Below are 17847 nucleotides of genomic sequence, written 5' to 3' on the forward strand. Positions count from 1 at the left end.
TTAAATAATGAAACCGGCGCGGCGAAGAAGCTGCGCGGTCTCGAACATCGGGAGTCCCATGATGCCCGAATAGGACCCGCTGATGTGCTCGATGTATGCGGCCGCCGCACCCTGGATCGCATAGGCGCCGGCCTTGCCGAGCGGCTCGCCGCTGGCGGCATAGCGCGCGATCTGCTTGCGGGTCATGTCGGCGAAGCGCACGCGTGACACGCTGAGCGCCGCATGGCGCCGGCGGCCATGCTGCAGCGCCACGGCCGTCAGCACGCGGTGCGTGGCACCCGACAAGAGCGCGAGCATGCGCTCGGCATCGCGTGCATCCTCGGGCTTGCCGAGGATGGTGCGGCCGAGGGCCACGGTGGTGTCGGCGCAAAGCACCGGTGCATCGGCGAGTCCGAGGCGCTGGCGCCGCGCGACCGCCGCATCGAGCTTCAGGCCCGTCACGCGCTGCACGTAGGCGGTCGGCGATTCACCGGGCAGCACCGCTTCGAGCGATTCGGCGTCTTCGTCGGCACCGGCCAGCAGCAGTTCGTGACGGACGCCGAACTGGCCGAGCAGTTGGGCGCGGCGCGGGCTCTGCGATGCAAGATAGATGAAGCCGGTGCTCATTCCCGGTGGTACGGATGGCCCGCGTTGACCGACCAGGCCCGGTACAGCTGCTCCACGAGCAGCACGCGCGCCATCGCATGCGGCAGGGTCAGGTCGGACAGGCGGATGCGTTCGTGGGCTGCGGCCTTGAAGGCGGGGTCGAGCCCGTCGGGGCCGCCGATCACCAGGGCCACGTCGTCGCCCTCGCCTTGCCAGGCCTGCAGGCGCGCGGCCAGCGCCTTGGTGGTGAGTGCGGTGCCGCGCTCGTCGAGCACGACGATGCGCATGCCCTTGGCAATGGCACCCTCGATGCGTTCGCGCTCGGCCGCATAGAGCGTCTCGAGCGACTTGGAGCCGCGGGGTTCGGTCTTGACGGCGCGCAGTTCGAGCTTGAGCTCGGGCGGGAAGCGCTTGGCGTAGTCGTCCCAGGCAGTCTGCGCCCAGTCGGGCATGCGCTGCCCGACGGCGACCACCAGCAGCTTCATGCGCGGCGGGCAGGCGCCTTCTTGGCAGGCGCCTTCTTTGCGGCTGGCTTCTTGGCGGCGGGCTTGCCGACCACCTTGACCGGCACGCGCGCCGTGGTGGTCTTCCGCGCGGGCGCCTTCTTGGCGGCAGTCTTCTTTGCCGGGCTTCGGCCGGCCTTCTCGGCCTTGGCTTCCTGCTCGGCCGCGCGGATGGCGGTCTTGGCCGCGCTCGCGCGGCGCAGGTTGGGCATCTTGGCCGCGACCGGCTTCTTCTCCTCGATCACCTTGGAGGCGGTGGCAAGGGCCGGCTTGGTGCCGCCGAGCTTGGCGCGCACCGGCTTGTCGCCCCAGATCTCCTCGAGGTGGTAGTACTGGCGGATGGCCGGCTGCATGATGTGCGCGACGGCGGCGCCGCAGTCCACGATGATCCACTCGCCGTTGTCCTCGCCCTCGATGCGCGGCTTGCCGAAGCCGGCTTCGCGCACGGCATCGCGCACGCTGGCGGCCAGCGCCTTGGTCTGCCGGTTGGAGGTGCCCGAAGCCACGATCACGCGCTCGAACAGCGGCGAGAGATGCTCGGTGTCGAAAACCTGGATGTCCTGCGCCTTGACGTCTTCGAGACCATCGATGATGGCTCGCTGGAGTTTCTGGGTGTCTTTCTTGGCGGCGGCTTCAGTGGTCATCAGGCAGGGCGGTAAAGGTGGTGTTGGTCAATATAGCGTGCAACGGCGGACGGAACCAGCGAGGAAATGTCCTCGCCAAGCGCCGCACGCCGCCGGATGTCGGTGGCGCTGGTGTCCATGGCCGGCAATTCGAGCGCCTCGAAACGCGCGCCAGCCGGCAGGCCGGGCAGCATCTTCGGATCAAAACGAGCAGTGCCGCCCGTCGATAATGCGCGATACGCTACAGAAACAATAGCAATGCCGAGTATAGCCTGCCAGCCGTGCCATGTCGGCAATGCGCCGGCCTGGTCGGCACCCATGATGAGAACCAGCTGGGCGCCGGGCTGTTCCCGCTGCAATTCATGCAGGGTGTCGAGCGTGTAGGTGGGGCCGTCGCGCAACACTTCGCGGCTGTCGATGACGACCGTGCCCTTCAATCCGCCGAAAGCCAGGCGGGCCATTGCCAGGCGATCTTCCTTCGGCGTCAGCGCCCTGCTCTTGTGCCAGGCCTGGCCCGTGGGAACAACGTGCAGTTCGGCGAGGTCGAGCTGCGCCAATGCGGCCTCGGCCAGCGCGACATGGGCGTTGTGCGGCGGGTCGAAGGCGCCGCCGAAGATGCCGATGCGCGGGGCCGTGCCGGAAGGATTCACAACCAGTCGCGCCGCACGATGAAGTCGCTGTACAGCGCGGCTTCGGGGCTGCCCGGCTCCGGCTGCTGCTGGTAGGCCCAGCTGGCCAGCGGCGGCATCGACAGCAGGATCGATTCGGTGCGCCCGCCCGACTGCAGCCCGAAGTGCGTGCCGCGGTCCCACACGAGGTTGAACTCCACGTAGCGCCCGCGCCGGTACAGCTGGAACGCCCGCTCGCGCTCGCCCCAGGGCATGGCGCGGCGCCGCTCGATGATGGGCAGGTAGGCCGGCAGGAAGGCATTGCCCACCGAGCGCAGCAAGGCAAAGCCGTTGTCGAATCCGCCCTCGGCGAAGTCGTCGAAGAAGATGCCGCCGATGCCGCGCTGCTCGTTGCGGTGCTTGAGGAAGAAATACTCGTCGCACCAGGTCTTGAAGCGCGGGTACTTGTCGTCGCCGAAAGGGGCCAGCGCATCGCGGCACACGGTGTGGAAGTGAACCGCGTCATCCTCGAAGCCATAGCAGGGCGTGAGGTCCATGCCGCCGCCGAACCAGCACACCGGGTCCTTGCCCTCGGGCAGCGCGGCCAGCATGCGCACGTTCATGTGGACGATGGGCACGTAGGGATTGCGCGGATGGAACACCAGCGAAACGCCCATGGCCTCGAAGGGCGCGCCGGCGAGCTCGGGCCGGTTCTGCGTGGCCGAAGGCGGCAGCCTGGGGCCGCGCACCTGCGAGAAGCCGCAGCCCGCGCGCTCGAACAGCGCGCCGCCTTCCAGAATGCAGGTGAGGCCGCTGCCCTGCAGCGCCTCGCCAGGCTCCTTTTGCCAGGCATCGCGCACGCAGGTACCGCCATCGGCCGCCTCGACGGCCGCGACGATCTCCTGCTGCAGCTTGCGCAGGTAGTCGCCGACCGCTGCCGGGTTGGTCTGTTGCATCAGGCGTGCGGGGTGTTGCGCGCGTGGACCGCGCGGTGTCCGATGTCCTTGCGGTATTGCGCGCCGTCGAAGCCGATGCGCGCGGCAACCTCGTAGGCCCGCTGCTGCGCGAGCTTCACGCTGTCGGCCAGCACGGTCACGCACAGCACGCGGCCGCCGCTGGTCTTGAGCTCGCCGTCCTGCTGGGTGGTGCCCGCGTGGAACACCACGGCATCGGGCGCCTCGGGCGGAATGCCGGTGATGCGGTCGCCCTTGCGCGGCGAGAGCGGATAGCCGTGCGCCGCCATCACCACGCCCAACGCCACGCGCCGGTCCCACTGCAGCTCGACCTGGTCGAGCGTGCCGTCGGTGGCATGCCAGAACACCTCGAACAGGTCGGACTTGAGCCGCATCATGATCGGCTGCGTCTCGGGGTCGCCCATGCGGCAGTTGAACTCGAGCGTCTTGGGATGGCCGGTGGCGTCGATCATGAGGCCGGCGTAGAGGAAGCCGGTGTACGGGATGCCGTCCTTTTCCATGCCGCGGATGGTCGGCAGGATGATTTCGCGCATTGCGCGCGCATGCACCTCGGCCGTGACCACGGGCGCGGGCGAGTAGGCGCCCATGCCGCCGGTGTTGGGGCCTTCGTCGTTGTCGAGCAGGCGCTTGTGGTCCTGGCTGGTGGCCAGCGCGGTCACGTTCTTGCCGTCGCACAGCACGATGAAGCTGGCTTCCTCGCCCTGCAGGAATTCCTCGATGACGACGCGCGCGCCGCCGTCGTTGTGCGAGACGCCGAACTTGTTGTCGACCAGCATGAAGTCGACCGCCTCGTGCGCCTCCTGCGCGGTCATGGCCACTACCACGCCCTTGCCGGCGGCCAGGCCGTCGGCCTTGACGACGATCGGCGCGCCCTTGGCGTCGATGTAGGCGTGCGCCGCCGCGGCATCGGTGAAGGCCTCGTACTCGGCCGTGGGAATCTTGTGGCGCTTCATGAAGGCCTTGGAGAAGGCCTTGGAGCTCTCGAGCTGCGCGGCGGCCTGCGTGGGGCCGAAGATGCGCAGGCCGTGCGCGCGGAATTCGTCGACCACGCCCGCTGCCAGCGGCGCCTCGGGCCCGACGACGGTGAGCGCGATCTTTTCCTTGGCAGCCCACTCGCGCAGCGCGGCGGGCTCGGTGATGTCGATGCAGTCGTAGCGCTCGTCGCTCACGGTGCCGCCGTTGCCCGGCGCCACGTACACGCGGCTGACCCGGCTGGCCTGCGCCAGCCGCCACGCCAGTGCGTGCTCCCGGCCCCCTCCTCCAATTACCAGTACCTTCATTCGTGGGCCTTCTTCATTCGCTGTGGATCAATGTTCATTCATTCGGAGAGCGCGGCGTTGTGATAGACCTCCTGGACGTCGTCCAGGTCTTCGAGCACATCGAGCAGCTTCTGCATCCTGGCTGCGTCCTCGCCGGTCAGTTCGATCGTGTTTTCGGCGCGCATGGTGACCTCGGCCACCTCGGGCTTGAGGCCGGCGGCTTCGAGCGCATTCTTGACGGCTTCGAAGTCGGCGACGGCGGTGATCACCTCGATGGCGCCGTCGTCATCGGTGACCACATCCTCGGCGCCGGCTTCGAGCGCGGCTTCCATCACCTTGTCTTCATTGGTGCCAGGGGCGAAGATGATCTGGCCGCAGTGCTTGAACTGGAAGGCCACCGAGCCTTCGGTGCCCATGTTGCCGCCGTGCTTGGAGAAGGCGTGGCGTACTTCCGCCACGGTGCGCACGCGGTTGTCGGTCATGGTGTCGACGATGATCGCCGCGCCGCCGATGCCGTACCCTTCGTAACGAATTTCTTCGTAATTGACGCCTTCGAGGTTGCCGGTGGCCTTGTCGATGTTGCGCTTGACGGTGTCGATCGGCAGGTTGACCGCCTTGGCCTTCTCGACCGCCAGCCGCAGCCGCGGGTTGGCGCTGAGGTCGCCCCCGCCGGCGCGGGCAGCCACGGTGATTTCACGGATGGCGCGGGTCCAGAGCTTGCCGCGCTTCTCGTCCTGGCGGCCCTTGCGGTGCTGAATGTTCGCCCATTTGCTGTGTCCGGCCATGGCTTTCTATCTCGCTGTCTTGTGTTTTCAAAAGCAAGCTCCGAGTTTACTGTCCGGCGCGCACAACGGCCGGCGCGCCAGCGCCAAAGCGGCAAGGTCTTTTGGTGATAATCCTTCGATGACGCCATCGCCTTCCGTCGGGCCCGGGAATCCGACCATCCTGCCGCCGCACACCCCATTGCCGCTGTACTACAGGAACGAGGCGGAGCACCAGGCGTTCCTGCGGCGCATCTTCGACAGCACCGCCGCCGACTACGACCGCATCGAAAGCGTGCTGGCCTTCGGCACCGGCCCGTCGTACCGCCGCGCCGCCCTCTCGCAGGCCGGGCTCGCTGCGGGCGCGCAGGTGCTCGACGTCGGCATCGGCACCGGGCTGGTCGCCCGCGAGGCGCTCAGGATCATCGGGCCGGCGGGCCGGCTCGTGGGCGTCGATCCCAGCGTGGGCATGATGGAACAGGTCGACCTGCCCGGCGTCGAGCTGGTCCAGGGCGTGGCGGAAGCGCTGCCCCGCCCGGATGCCAGCTGCGATTTCGTGAGCATGGGTTACGCCATGCGCCACATCAGCGACGTGGCGGCCGCCTTCGGCGAGTTCCACCGCGTGCTGCGCCCGGGCGGGCGCCTGGTGGTGCTCGAGATCACCAAGCCGAACGGCCGCATCGCCACCGCGCTGCTCAAGGCCTACATGCGCGCCGTGGTGCCGCTGATCGCGCGCGTGGTCGGCCGCCGCAGCAACACCTCCGAGTTGTGGCGCTATTACTGGGACACCATCGAGGCCTGCATTCCGCCCGAGCGCGTGCTCGAGGCACTGCGCGCCGCGGGCTTCACCGACGTGCGCCGCCACGCGAGCCTCGGCGTGTTCTCCGAATACATGGCGCGCAAACCAGAAAACACCGTCGAGGCCGGCTGACCGTGCAAGTCCAGGGCGAAAACACCTCCTCCTTGCGCGTCGAGCGCCTTTCGCTGCCCGCCAGCCTTGCGCTGGCCGCCGACGGCCGCGCGCCTTTCGCGGCGCTCGGCTACGGCACGCCGCATGAACTGGCATGGATGCCGACCGTCAATGCACGCGTTCTTTCCGAGCAAGGCGCCATGGCGGACGTGTGGCACGTGAGCGGTGGGCGGGTGGCATCGAGCACCACCGGCATCGCCCGCTGGCGCAGCGACGGACACTGGCTGCTCGGCGCCATCGACCTCGACGAATCGGTCGAGAAGCAGGATCTTGCCGAGCTCTCGCACCGCGCCTACCGCGACCTGTTCAAGACCCTCGACCAGGCCGGCACGCCGCACCTGCTGCGCATCTGGAACTACCTGCCGCAGATCAATGCCGACGGCGGCGGGCTGGAGCGCTACCGCCAGTTCAACCTCGGGCGCCAGGAAGCATTTTTCGAGGCTGGCCGCGCCGCCTTCGAGGGCGCGCCCGCGGCATGTGCGCTGGGCATCCACCAGGGTGCGCTGTCGATCCGCTTCCTGGCCGGCCAGACCGCGCCCATGCCGGTCGAGAACCCGCGCCAGGTCTCGGCCTACCGCTACCCCGAAACCTACGGCCCGCGCTCGCCCACCTTCTCGCGCGCCGCGCTGGCCGAGATCGGCAATGGCGAGGTGGCGCTTTTCATATCGGGCACCGCGAGCATCGTGGGCCATGAAACCGTGCACCATGGCGACGTGCTGGAGCAGACGCGCGAAACGCTGCGCAACCTCGAAGCCGTGATCGCGGCCGCCAACGGCCAGGCCACGGCCAGCTTCGCGCTCTCCATGCTCGACTGCGTGGTCTACGTGCGGCATCCGGGGGATACCGACAAGGTGCGCGGCGTGCTCGAGAGCGCGCTCGGCGCCGACGCGCCGATGATCCGCCACGCGGTCTACCTGGAAGCGGACATCTGCCGCAGCGACCTGCTGGTCGAGATCGAAGCCCACGCCGTCGCACCGGGTCGCCTGCGGGCCTGACCCGGCGCGATCGATCGGACCGGCGACCCCATGTCGATGACCCGCGTGCTGCGCATTCTCACGGCCATTCCGCTTGCGTTGATGCTCTACGCGCTGCTGCTGTTCCTGGGGCTGATTTCGCTGGCCTGGAACCTCGTCGCGATGCTGCTCTACCCGGTGATGCCCGAGGCGCCCGCGCGCACGCTGGGCCGCCTGACCATCGCCTTCGCCTACCGCATGTTCTGGGGCCTGGCCTCGGTGACCGGGATGATGCGCATCGACGCCAGCTGCCTGGACCCGATGCGCAACGAGCCGGGCGTGATCTTCGTGGCCAACCACCCCACCATGCTCGACGCGCTGCTGCTGGTGGCGCGGCTGCCGCGCAGCGCCTGCATCATGAAGGCCGACCTGCTGCGCAACATCTTCCTGGGCGCGGGCGCACGGCTGGCGCGCTACATCAGCAACGAGTCGGCCCGCACCATGGTGCGCCTGGCGGTGGCCGACCTGCGCAATGGCGGCCAGCTGGTGATCTTTCCGGAAGGCACGCGCACCGTGACGCCGCCGCTCAATCCCTTCGGCCCCGGCGTGACGCTGATCGCCAAGCTCGCGCAGGCCCCGATCCAGACCGTGTTCATCGAGACCGACTCGCCCTACCTCAGCAAGGGCTGGCCGCTGTGGCGCGTGCCGCCGCTGCCCATCGTCTTCAGGCTCCGGCTGGGCCAGCGCTTCGCGCCCATGCAGGACAGCCACGTGCTGCAATCGGAGCTCGAACAATACTTTCGCCAACACATGGAACAGCGCGCAACCGACGCGTCCCCCGCATGCCAGACGCCTCGCGCACACACCTTGTCCTGATCCCCAGCTACAACACGGGCGAACGCCTGTTCTCCACGGTCGAAGCGGCACGCGCGCAGTGGAGCCCGGTCTGGGTGGTGGTGGACGGCAGCACCGACGGCACCGGCGAGCGCCTGCAGCAGATGGCTGCCGGCGACCCGGGCCTTCGGGTCTGGCTGCTGCCGCAGAACCAGGGCAAGGGCGCGGCCGTGCTGCACGGCCTGCGCGCGGCGCGCGAGGCCGGCTTCACGCATGCGCTGACCATGGACTCGGATGGCCAGCATCCGGCCGACCTGATTCCCGCCTTCATGAAGGCATCGCAGGCACGGCCCGAGACCATGGTGCTGGGCCGCCCGGTGTTCGATGCCTCCGCCCCGCTGTTGCGCGTGCGCGGACGGCGCGTGTCCAATGGCTGGACCCAGCTCGAAACCCTGTTTGCCGGCGTCGGCGATTCGCTCTACGGATTCCGCGTGTACCCGGTGGCCGACCTGATCGCTGTGATGGCGCGACAGCCCTGGATGCGGCGCTTCGACTTCGACACCGAGGCCGTCGTGCGGCTGGCCTGGCGCGGCGTCAAGCCCGTGAACATCGACGCGCCGGTGAAGTACCTGAGCGCCGAGGAAGGCGGGGTCTCGCACTTTCGCTATGGGCGCGACAACGTGCTGCTGACGTGGATGCACGCGCGGTTGATGGTCGAGTTCGTGGTGCGGCTGCCGGGGCTGGTTTTCCGCAAGCTGCGCGGGATTGCGCCGTTTCAGAAATAGAGTTTGCTCGTTGTTGGGGAGTGCCCGGCAAGCGGTGCGGCGCGGTCGGCCCCACTATGCCGGCCGCTTCGCGGCTGCCCTGCGGTGCTCGCGTTTCGGCGGCACAGAGGGGCCGTCCACACCGCACCGCCTGCCGGGCACTTGCCGTGACGTTGATGCCGCTGCCCTCACCCCAGCCCTCTCCCGGAGGGAGAGGGAGCAAGACGCAAATGCGGCCTCGAAGTGAGGAGAACCAACGGCGGTGCTGTCCCGGCGATGGGGGTTGAGCCGCTGGGTGGCCGTTGAGGCACCGCCGAGCAGCGCAGCGACAGGCGGATCAGGGCTCGCAGCTGTCTGAGCGAAACGCAGTGGAGCGAGTTCTGCGAGACCCCGCCTGACGCGAGCAGCGCAGGGAAGCCGCGGAGCGGCCGGTGACGTCGGCCGCCCAGCGGCTCAACCCCCATCGCCGCGCCCCGGCAGCCAAACTCAGATCATTCCGCCATTGATCGAAATCACCTGCCCCGTGATGTAGGCCGCTTCGTCACTGGCGAGGAATGAAGCCAGCGCCGCCACTTCCTGCGGCGTTCCGGCGCGCTTCATCGGCACCATCTGGTTGACCATGGCGGGGTCGAAGGCGGCATCGGCCATGGGCGAGGCGATGATGCCGGGCGCAATGGCGTTGACCGTCACGCCGCGCGAGGCCACTTCGAGCGACAGCGCCTTGGTCGCGCTGTTGAGCGCACCCTTGGCGGCGGCGTAGTTGACCTGCCCGCGGTTGCCGGTCAGCGCCGAGACCGACGAGATATTGAGCACGCGGCCCCAGCGCGTGCGCATCATCGGCAGCAGCAAGGGCTGCGTCACGCGGAAGAATCCGTTGAGCGAGATGTCGATGACCTTGTGCCACTGGTCGGCACGCATGCCGGGCAGCACGGCGTCGTCATGCACGCCCGCGTTGTTGACCACGATCTGGACCGGCCCGCCTTCGAGCATGCGCTCGCAGGCCACGCGGCAGGCCTCGTCGCTGCGCAGGTCGAACAGGTGGCACTCGGCCTTGCCGCCCGCGGCCGCGATGGTGGCTGCCAATTGCTCCACCGCTTCGGGCCGCGAGTTGGCGTGCAGCAGCACCGTGGCGCCGTCGCGCGCGAGGCGCTCGGCCATGGCAGCGCCCAGGGCACCGCTGGCGCCGGTGATGAGTGCGCGTTTTCCTTCGAGCGTCATGGTGCGTGGGCTCCAGTTGCCAGCGGCGTGTTCAGCACCACCACCGCGCGGCCTTCGGCCAGCACGCGGGCGCCGCTGTCGCTCACCGCGAATTCGTAGAGGATCTGGTGGGTGTCGCCCGACAGGCGCCGCGCCTGCACCTGCAGCGCACCGTCGATGTCGTCGAGCCGCGCCACCGACAGGCGCACGCTGCGCGCACTCGCCAGGAATCCGGCCGACGGCGAGCTTCCCTCGGCAGCCAGCAAACCGCCGTGCAGCGCCATCGCTTGCGCCGCGTATTCGATGGCATTGGGTGCAAGCAGGCCGCCCGCCGTTCGCAAGGGATTGTCGGGCTGCGCATGCGTGCGGGTGCTGCAGTGGATGGACTCGGCGTCCCAGCGTTCGAGCCGGTCGAGCAGGCACATGCTGCCGCTGTGCGGAATGCGCTTGGCAATGCCGGCGCGGTCGAGCGTCTGCGGCGCCGTGGTCACGCCCGATGCTCCAGGTCGGCCACCAGCAGCACGTTGGCAAAGGGCGTTCCCTTGCTCATCGGAATGCTCTGGACGCGAAAGTCCAGCCGCTGCAGCGCCGCCACCCAGTCGGACAGCGGACGGCCCCAGGTGGGCGACACCTTGTGGCCTCGGACGCGCGTCACGGTGCGGTCGACCCACTGGCTGATGGCAAAGCCGCGCTTGCTCGATGCATCGCCCACGCGCAGCAGCAGCCGGGCGTTCGCACTGCCGCCGCGCCGAAGCGCGTCGTGCACCCGCCGCAGGACGCCGTCCTGCGCGTCGATGCCCACGTAGTGCAGCACGTCGAGGATCACGACCAGGTCGCATTCGGGCAGCGGCACCGAGCACATGTCGGCGCAGACCAGCCGCGGCGCCGGCTGCAGGTGCCCGATGGAAGCCTCGGCGCGCGCCACGTCCTTGGGCATCAGCTCGATGCCCGTGTAGTCGGCGGCCGGCGGCGTGGGCTTCCACGACGAGGGCCAGCGGCCGTGCGCCTGCATGCGGCTCATCGACGCGAGCAGGCTCGCGAAGAGCCCCTGCCCGCAGCCGATGTCGACCACGCGCCGGTGAGCTGCATCGATCAGCCCGCGTTCGAGCAGCCCGCGGAACACCGGATCGCGCCCCAGCTTGCCGCGCGCGAAATGCCAGGCGAAGCTGCCGCCCTTCTTGTAGGGAACGGTGGCGGCCTCATGCAGCTCGCGCCAGGCGGCATCGGTGGAAGAAGACGACGACGACGAAGAAGGCAGCACCGCGCTCATGGTTCAAGGCCTTCCGGCAGGGTGACGGCGTGCAGGCGCTCGGCGCGCAGGCGTTCGAAAAGCAAGGGCAGTACCTCCAGCAATACAGGGTTTCCCAAAGGGGTGCGCGCGGCGTTGCCGTCGTGCAGGAGCAGGATGTCGCGCGCCTGCAGCTTGCGGTCCAGGCGCGCCATGACCTTGGCGGGATCGCCTTCGCGCGTGTCGAAGCCGCGGCGCGTCCAGCTCACGAGCGACAGGCCGAGCCGGTGCAGCACCGGCTCGAGGAACGGATTGCGCAGGCCCGCCGGCGCGCGGAAGCAGGTCGGGCGCTGGCCGGTGGTGTCGGCCAGGATGTCCTGCGCGCGCGCGATCTCGCTCGCAAAGCCGCGCGGCCCGAGGAACGAAAAATTGTGCCGGTGCCGCGCCGTGTGGTTCTGGATGCTGTGGCCCCGCGCCACGATCTCGCGCGCCAGCGCCGGGTGGGCCAGCACGCGCTCGGCAATGCAGAAGAAGGTGGCGCGCTGGCCGTGCGCGTCGAGCAGGTCGAGCACGCGGGGCGTGACCTCGGGGTCGGGCCCGTCGTCGATGGTGATGGCCACCTGGCGCCGGGCAGCGGCCGCCGCGGGCAGGCGCGTGACATTGGGGCCCAGCAGGCTGCTGCGCGGCGTGAGTCCCGCGCCGGTGATCAGCGCATGGTTCAGCACGATGGCGCCGATGGCCCAGGGCATGGCGCCCGGCACCAGCGCGCCGGCGCCAATGGCCGCCACGTGCCAGGCCGCGCTGGCGCGAATGGCAAGCGGCCAGGGCCAGGATTCGGACGGAGCGGCAGAGGCGGACGGCATGGCGCGGGATTTTCCCATCAGCCGCGCGCGGCGGGCGGCGTGGGCGCCACGCGGCGCGCAAACGCGGCCGACAGCAGCAGCGCCAGCAAGGCGCCCGGCGCCACCACGCGGCCGATCGACGACAGCGCCGGAATGTCCGAGATCGCGATCAGCCCGAAAGACACCACCGTGGTGAGGTTGGCCAGCATCAGCGACGCCAGCGTGTCCTCGTCGGCCCGCCCGGCCACGCGCAGCTGGTCGAAGAACAACGCGTAGTTGGAGCCCACCGCCACGATCAGCAGCAGCCCCACCAGGTGCAGGATGCCCAGCGGCACCTGGAGCACGGCCATGCCGCCCAGCGTGAGCACCACCGCGAACAGCAGCGGCTGGCACACCGCGAGCAGCCGCCGGCCCGAGCGCAGGTAGATGCCCAACAGCACCACCACCGCCAGCGCGCCGAGCAGCACCTGCACGAAGGCCTCGTGCAGGTAGCGCTGATAGAGCCCCGCGAGTTCGCGGCCCACGTCGACCACCTGCACCTCGGGCACGCCCGCCAGCGCCGCTTCGAGCCGGCGCGCGTCGAACTTTGCCCCGGGGTGCAGCACCACCAGCGTCGACCAGCCGCCGCCCGGGCGCTGGTACATGAGCGTGTTGACGACCGAGCCGAGCGGCCCGCCCGCCAGGTCGGCGCGCCGCACGGGCGCGAGCTTGCGCGCGGCTTCGACATCGGCCAGGAAAGGGCCGAGGCGCGAGGCCGGCAGCGGCGAGCCTTGGGTGGCTTCGGCCAGCCGGCTGCGCAGCGTCTCGCCGTCGGGCAGGCTCGCGAGCCGGGCCGACTGCGTCGCGATGCTCGGCAGCACGCGCGTCACGGCCTCGAAGCCGCCGAGCTCGCCCTTGTCGACCAGGGCTTCGAGCCGCGCGGTGGCGGCTTCGGTGTTGCGCAGTGCGGTTTCTTCATCGGCGCCGTACACCACCACCAGCGTGCCGCCGTCGCCGGTGCCGATGTCGGCGCGCAGCATCTCGTCGAGCTGCTGGGCCGACTTGGGCACCGGGCTCATGGCGCCGAGGTCGGCGCGCCACAGATGGCCGCCCTGCCAGATGACCAGCACCAGCGCAGCCACGCCGAGCCCCGCAAGCATCCAGCGCAGGTGCGGCAGGCCGCGCACGAGCACGCCGGCCGCGCGCGCCATGTAGCGGCGCATGCCCATGCCGGTGGCGCCATCGGGCGCGAGCATGGGCAATGCGTAGCGCGTGGCCAGCGCCGCGGCCACGAGCCCTGCGATGGAGAACACGCCCAGCTGCGCCAGGCCCGGGAATCCCGAGAACACCAGCGCCGCGAAGCCGCACACCGAGGTCAGCAGCCCGAGCCGCACGGTGGGCCAGTGCACATCGCGCCAGCGCGCCCAGCCGGTGCCGGCCACGGCCGCGCCGCGCGCCTGGATCAGGTAGTAGATGGCGTAGTCGACGGTCTCGCCGATCAGCGTGCTGCCGAAGCCCAGCGTCATGCCGTGCACCGAGCCGAACACCACGCTGACCGCCGCGGTCCCCACCACCACGCCGGTGGCCACGGGCAGGAACGCGATTACCAGCGCGCGCGGCGACGCGAAGGCCAGCAGCAGCAGGCCGCCCATCACGATGCCGCCCACGATCGCGAGGTGGATCGCTTCGGTCTTGATCTTGTCGCGGCTCAGCACCGAGAACACGGGCGGGCCGCTCAGCAGCAGCTTCGGCCGGGTGGCCTCTTCCATGCCGCGCGTGGCGGCATCGAAGGCCGCGTGCACGCTTGCAATGGTTTGCGCCTGGGCGTCGAGATCGCTGCCCGCCGCGCGCGTGGTGACGATCATGAGCGCCCGCGGCGCGCTGCGCGACATCCAGACGCCGTCTTCGCTGCGCGGCGCGCTGGCCGGCGTCAGCTCGACGGCAATGCGCTGGGTCTCGCCGGTGGGATCGCGGTCGAGCAAGGGCTTGATCGCGTTGCCGGCCGGCGTGCCGAGCATCGACAGCGTTTCGTAGATCGCGTCGCGCAGGCCTTCGGCGGTGAAATGCTCGGGCCGGACGCCCGGCGAAAGCTGGTAGCGGTGCGCGAAGACCCAGGTGCCGGCCTCGCTCCAGTCGCCGGTGTCGCCGTTCTGGATCAGGTCGAAGAGCCGGCTCTCGCGCATGGACTTGGCCACGGCGCGCGATACGGCCGCGCGCTGCTCGGCACTCGCGCCGCCCTCGATGCCGAGCATCAGCGTGCGCGAGGCCACGCCGCTTTGCAGCTGCTCGATGAGCACCTGCTGCCGCGCGTCGGGGCTCTTGGGCAGGAAGGCGGAAAGGTCGGCGCTGAACTGCGTGCGCGCGATCTGCAGCGCGCCGCCGAGCAGCACCAGCGCCCAGACCAGCAGCACCAGCGCCCGGCGCTGCCAGCCCGGCGGGCCGCGCTCCCCGGTCTCGCGCTCCTTCACGGCGTGGTGCGTCCAGCGGCACCCGGGCGCTCGGGCGTGATGCTCATCACCGAGCGGTCGCCGCCGACGAACTCCATTTCAAGGCCCAGCACCTCGCCGGCACGGCCGCTGATGCGGATGCTGCGCACCTGCGCCGCGAGCCGGCTGTCGGCCGGCAGGAGGTCGAGCGTCCAGTTGGCGGCCGAACCGCTCACCGTGCTGCGGAAATAGCGCTGCAGCGTGGCGCCATCGCCGGTCAGCGTGCCGCGCATGGCTTCGACCAGGCCGAGCAGCTCGGGCATGCTGTCGAGCGTCAGCGTGCGATTGCGGCCGCCGCGCGAGAGCGTCAGCGTGTTGCCTTCGACCGCCATGGTTTCCACGCGCGGCGACAAGGTGCGCCGCACCAGCTTGTCGGGCGCATCGAAGCTCAGCGTGCCGCGCGCATCGAGCGGGCCTTCGAGGCCGTGCACGAAACGCTGCTCGGTGAAGCGGGCCTCGCCGCTCTTCTGCTTGGCAAGCAGCACCATCAGGTCGGGCAGGTCGAAGGCCCACGCCGGCGCGGCGCAGAAGGCCAGTGCCAGCAGCAGGCTCCTGCAAAGCCAGTCAAACCGAATCTTCGAGCCAGAAATCATGAAAGTTGAACCAGTTGTAGGGATAGGCGCGGCACAGGGCATCCAGGCGCGCCACGTAGGCTTCGACCGCCGCGCGGATGCGGCGTTCCCGCTCGGCGGGGTCGGGCGCCCGCTCGCTGAAGTCGGCCAGCAGGTCGAACCGGACATCGTAGCGCGCCCCGCCGCCGTAGAGGCCGGCCATGAAGAACACCTTGCGCCGCAGCAGCGCGGCCAGGCGGAACGGGCCGTCGTCGAAGCTGGCCGGATGGCCGAGGAACGGCAGCACGATGTTGTTGCCGCGCTGCTGCGCGGGCTGGTTCTCGCTGCCAGGCAGGGTGCGGTCGACCAGCATGCCGCCCAGGCCGCCGCCGTCGAGCCAGTCGCGCAGCGCGAGCATCGAATGCGGGCGGCCCAGCGCAATCACGTGCGGCCGCAGCCCGGGCAGGCTGATGGCGTTGAGGATGGCCGTGATGCGCTGCGCGTTGTCGGGGTACATCAGCATCGCCAACCGCAGCTCGTGCTTGTGCAGGCTGTTGTGCTTGCAGGCACCCATGGCCTCGAAGCTGCCGACGTGCGCGCCGAGCAGGAAGGCGCCGCGCCCCTTCAGCGCCTCGGCTTCGAGCGCCTGGTTGCCCTCGACCCTCACGTCGAACAGGTCCATGCGCCCGCGCAGGAAGTACACGCGGTCGAGCACCGTCGAGGCAAAGGCATGCAGCAGGCGGTAGCCGTCGAGCCAGCCGGCATGCGGACCGATGGCCCTGAACAGGTAGCGCTTGATGTGGCGCCGCGGCGCGGGTGCGAACAGCAGGAAGTACAGGCTGATCGGCGGCAGCAGCAGGCGCGTGATGCGGCGCCCGCACACCAGTGCCATCAGGCAGATGAAGCGCAGCGCCAGCATGTTGCTGCGCTCGGGGGTGTGCGCCCAGTCGCCGCGCTGGCCTGCCTGCGCCGCGTCTTTCACGGCGCGCGTCTCGGCGTCGGTGTGATCCATCACGCAGACTCTGGCACGGCGGCCCAGCGGCCGGTGACAGCCAGCACGCCGTCGCAGCGCACGTCGAAGCGCACGCCGCGCGCGGCGCCGGACTCGGGCTGCAGCTCGATGGAGAGCATGCTGCCCGGCCGCACGGGTGCCAGGAACTTGGCGGCCGCGAGCGTGGGATGGGCACCCAGCCGGGCGGCCAGCGCGGGCACGCGCTGCACGGCTTCCATGACCTCGGCCAGTATCAGCGCTCCCGGCAGCAGCGGCTGGCCGGGGAAGTGGCCCGCGAATGCCGGATGGTCGACCGGCACCGCATGGGCCAGCTGCACCGGTGTGTCGTCTTCTGCCAGCTGCGCGAGCGCGAATTCGCGCAGCGCGCGCGCCGTGAGCTTGCCGGTGCCTTCGCGCGGAAAGGCCTTCACCTGCACCACGCGGCGCGGCACGAACACCGGCTCCAGCCGCTGGCGCAGCGCGGCAATGATCTGGCCGGCCGAGAGCGTGGGCGCGACCACGAAGGCCACCGGACGCACCACGCCGTCGGCCACTTCGTCGGGCAGCCAGAACGCGCCGTCCTCGACGCCCGCGATGCTGTTGAGGTGGTAGTTCAAGTGCGCGAGCGAGCTGCGCCGGCCCGCGACATGGATCAGGTCGTTGGCGCGGCCCAGCAGCCGGAAGCGCCGTGCGTCGAGCAGTTCGAGCACGTCGGCCATGGGCGTGGGCTCGGGCAGGAAGTCGCCGCTGAAGATGAAGCGCTCGGCCCCGTCGCCCTCCCCTGGCTGGGCGTGCACGCGGATATCTCCGAAGGTCTCCCAGACTTCGCTCTGCGTGGTGCGGCGGGTGGCGACCTGGCCGGACTCGGTGCTGCCGTAGATCTCGATCAGCACGCCGCCGAGCGCCTGCTCGGCCTGGGCCGCGAGCTGCGGCGAGAGCGGCGCGGTGGCGGAAAGCACCAGGTCGACCGGCGGCAGCTCGATGCCCGAGAGCAGCAGCGTCTTCAGGTGGAAAGGCGTGGTGACCAGTGCGCGGGGGCGTGGCACCGAAGCCAGCGTCTTGGCCACGTCGGCTGGAAAGAACGGCCGTCCGCTGTCGAACGCGGCGCCGCCGAGCATGGCCAGCAGCGCCGATGATTCCAGCCCGTAGCTGTGCTGCACGGGCACGGTCGCCACCAGCGTCAGGCCGGCGAGCGATGGCAGACCGAGCAGGCTGGAGAGCCGCTCCACCGCCACCGCGACGTCGCCGACCAGCGTGTCCCAGCGCTTGGCATGCGGCTGCGGCGCACCGGTGGAGCCGGAGGTCAGCAGGCTCACCGCGTGCATGGCGCCGTCGATGGCCGGAAGCTCGAGGCCCGCATCGCCTTCGGAGCCGCCGCGGTATTCGACCAGCAGGCGCGGCATGCCGGGCGTGGCGAGCGCGGCGTCATCGGTCAGCGCGAAAAGATTCGAGCCGCCGGATTCGAGCAGGCGCGCGAGCGTGTCGGGCCGCGCGTCGGGCGGCAGCAGGCTCGCATGGCCGCGCACCAGCGCAGCGGCCAGGCCGACCGCAAACGCATAGCGGTCGACACAGAGATTGACGGCCCGGCCCTCGGCCGGCAGCAGCGGCGCGAAGCGGGCCACGTCGGCCAGGAACTGGCGCGTGCTCACCGGCACGCCGGCGCGCCAGGCCAGCGGTGCATCGAGGTCCCGGTTGGCGATCAGCGGCAGCAGGCGGGTATCGGCGCTCACGCAATGGGC

The 17847-nt window shown here is 70.1% G+C and carries 19 protein-coding genes; 4 read left to right on the plus strand and 15 right to left on the minus strand.

Annotated elements, in window-relative coordinates; all coding sequences use genetic code 11:
* The 7 genes from AC1DSC_RS25145 to AC1DSC_RS25175 are packed head-to-tail and all read right to left on the minus strand — an operon-like array spanning position 1 to position 5337.
* The gene (locus tag AC1DSC_RS25145) at positions 1 to 606 is read right to left on the minus strand and encodes a Maf family protein (RefSeq protein WP_012747796.1); all 606 of its coding nucleotides are present in this window, start codon (positions 604 to 606) and stop codon (positions 1 to 3) included.
* Complete coding sequence (gene rlmH / locus AC1DSC_RS25150; RefSeq protein WP_012747795.1) at positions 603 to 1070, minus strand: 23S rRNA (pseudouridine(1915)-N(3))-methyltransferase RlmH; 468 nt, start codon at positions 1068 to 1070, stop codon at positions 603 to 605. The genes AC1DSC_RS25145 and rlmH overlap by 4 nt, the downstream gene beginning before the upstream one ends.
* Positions 1067 to 1732, minus strand: coding sequence for a ribosome silencing factor (gene rsfS / locus AC1DSC_RS25155; protein ID WP_012747794.1), 666 nt, complete (start codon positions 1730 to 1732; stop codon positions 1067 to 1069). The genes rlmH and rsfS overlap by 4 nt, the downstream gene beginning before the upstream one ends.
* Positions 1732 to 2361 (minus strand): nicotinate (nicotinamide) nucleotide adenylyltransferase, encoded by a 630-nt coding sequence (gene nadD, locus AC1DSC_RS25160; protein ID WP_012747793.1) that lies wholly within the window; start codon positions 2359 to 2361, stop codon positions 1732 to 1734. The genes rsfS and nadD overlap by 1 nt, the downstream gene beginning before the upstream one ends.
* On the minus strand, positions 2358 to 3275 hold the full coding sequence (hemF, locus tag AC1DSC_RS25165; RefSeq protein ID WP_012747792.1) for an oxygen-dependent coproporphyrinogen oxidase: 918 nt from the start codon (positions 3273 to 3275) through the stop codon (positions 2358 to 2360). Before hemF ends, nadD begins: the two co-directional genes overlap by 4 nt.
* A complete protein-coding gene (gene purD, locus AC1DSC_RS25170) occupies positions 3275 to 4573 on the minus strand; it encodes a phosphoribosylamine--glycine ligase (RefSeq protein ID WP_012747791.1) in 1299 nt (432 codons plus the stop codon). The genes hemF and purD overlap by 1 nt, the downstream gene beginning before the upstream one ends.
* A gap of 38 nt (positions 4574 to 4611) precedes the next feature.
* Positions 4612 to 5337 (minus strand): YebC/PmpR family DNA-binding transcriptional regulator, encoded by a 726-nt coding sequence (locus AC1DSC_RS25175; protein WP_012747790.1) that lies wholly within the window; start codon positions 5335 to 5337, stop codon positions 4612 to 4614.
* Positions 5338 to 5455: 118 nt separating this feature from the next.
* On the opposite strand from AC1DSC_RS25175, the gene AC1DSC_RS25180 reads away from it, so the two are divergent.
* From AC1DSC_RS25180 to AC1DSC_RS25195, 4 genes are read left to right on the plus strand one after another with little or no spacing between them, the layout of a single operon-like run.
* Complete coding sequence (locus AC1DSC_RS25180) at positions 5456 to 6244, plus strand: class I SAM-dependent methyltransferase (protein WP_012747789.1); 789 nt, start codon at positions 5456 to 5458, stop codon at positions 6242 to 6244.
* Positions 6245 to 6246: 2 nt separating this feature from the next.
* A complete protein-coding gene (locus AC1DSC_RS25185) occupies positions 6247 to 7278 on the plus strand; it encodes a chorismate transformation FkbO/Hyg5 family protein (RefSeq protein ID WP_012747788.1) in 1032 nt (343 codons plus the stop codon).
* Positions 7279 to 7308: 30 nt separating this feature from the next.
* Positions 7309 to 8112 (plus strand): lysophospholipid acyltransferase family protein, encoded by an 804-nt coding sequence (locus AC1DSC_RS25190; RefSeq protein ID WP_012747787.1) that lies wholly within the window; start codon positions 7309 to 7311, stop codon positions 8110 to 8112.
* On the plus strand, positions 8079 to 8855 hold the full coding sequence (locus AC1DSC_RS25195; protein ID WP_012747786.1) for a glycosyltransferase family 2 protein: 777 nt from the start codon (positions 8079 to 8081) through the stop codon (positions 8853 to 8855). Before AC1DSC_RS25190 ends, AC1DSC_RS25195 begins: the two co-directional genes overlap by 34 nt.
* Before the next feature lie 465 nt (positions 8856 to 9320).
* Here the strand turns inward: AC1DSC_RS25195 and fabG are convergent, their stop codons facing one another.
* Genes fabG through AC1DSC_RS25235 form a run of 8 tightly spaced genes read right to left on the minus strand, consistent with a single transcriptional unit; the run spans position 9321 to position 17838 of the window.
* Positions 9321 to 10052, minus strand: a complete 732-nt coding sequence (fabG, locus tag AC1DSC_RS25200) for a 3-oxoacyl-ACP reductase FabG (protein WP_012747785.1) — start codon at positions 10050 to 10052, stop codon at positions 9321 to 9323.
* Positions 10049 to 10522, minus strand: a complete 474-nt coding sequence (locus tag AC1DSC_RS25205; RefSeq protein WP_012747784.1) for a hotdog family protein — start codon at positions 10520 to 10522, stop codon at positions 10049 to 10051. Before AC1DSC_RS25205 ends, fabG begins: the two co-directional genes overlap by 4 nt.
* The gene (locus tag AC1DSC_RS25210; protein ID WP_012747783.1) at positions 10519 to 11301 is read right to left on the minus strand and encodes a class I SAM-dependent methyltransferase; all 783 of its coding nucleotides are present in this window, start codon (positions 11299 to 11301) and stop codon (positions 10519 to 10521) included. Before AC1DSC_RS25210 ends, AC1DSC_RS25205 begins: the two co-directional genes overlap by 4 nt.
* Positions 11298 to 12140, minus strand: a complete 843-nt coding sequence (locus AC1DSC_RS25215) for a polysaccharide deacetylase family protein (RefSeq protein ID WP_012747782.1) — start codon at positions 12138 to 12140, stop codon at positions 11298 to 11300. Before AC1DSC_RS25215 ends, AC1DSC_RS25210 begins: the two co-directional genes overlap by 4 nt.
* Positions 12140 to 14548 (minus strand): MMPL family transporter, encoded by a 2409-nt coding sequence (locus tag AC1DSC_RS25220; protein ID WP_012747781.1) that lies wholly within the window; start codon positions 14546 to 14548, stop codon positions 12140 to 12142. Before AC1DSC_RS25220 ends, AC1DSC_RS25215 begins: the two co-directional genes overlap by 1 nt.
* Complete coding sequence (locus AC1DSC_RS25225; protein WP_012747780.1) at positions 14545 to 15159, minus strand: LolA-related protein; 615 nt, start codon at positions 15157 to 15159, stop codon at positions 14545 to 14547. The genes AC1DSC_RS25220 and AC1DSC_RS25225 overlap by 4 nt, the downstream gene beginning before the upstream one ends.
* On the minus strand, positions 15131 to 16129 hold the full coding sequence (locus AC1DSC_RS25230; RefSeq protein WP_012747779.1) for an acyl-CoA synthetase: 999 nt from the start codon (positions 16127 to 16129) through the stop codon (positions 15131 to 15133). The genes AC1DSC_RS25225 and AC1DSC_RS25230 overlap by 29 nt, the downstream gene beginning before the upstream one ends.
* Complete coding sequence (locus AC1DSC_RS25235; RefSeq protein WP_012747778.1) at positions 16129 to 17838, minus strand: ApeI family dehydratase; 1710 nt, start codon at positions 17836 to 17838, stop codon at positions 16129 to 16131. Before AC1DSC_RS25235 ends, AC1DSC_RS25230 begins: the two co-directional genes overlap by 1 nt.
* Positions 17839 to 17847: the final 9 nt, after the last annotated feature.

The organism is Variovorax sp. 01N425 (genome assembly GCF_056399465.1).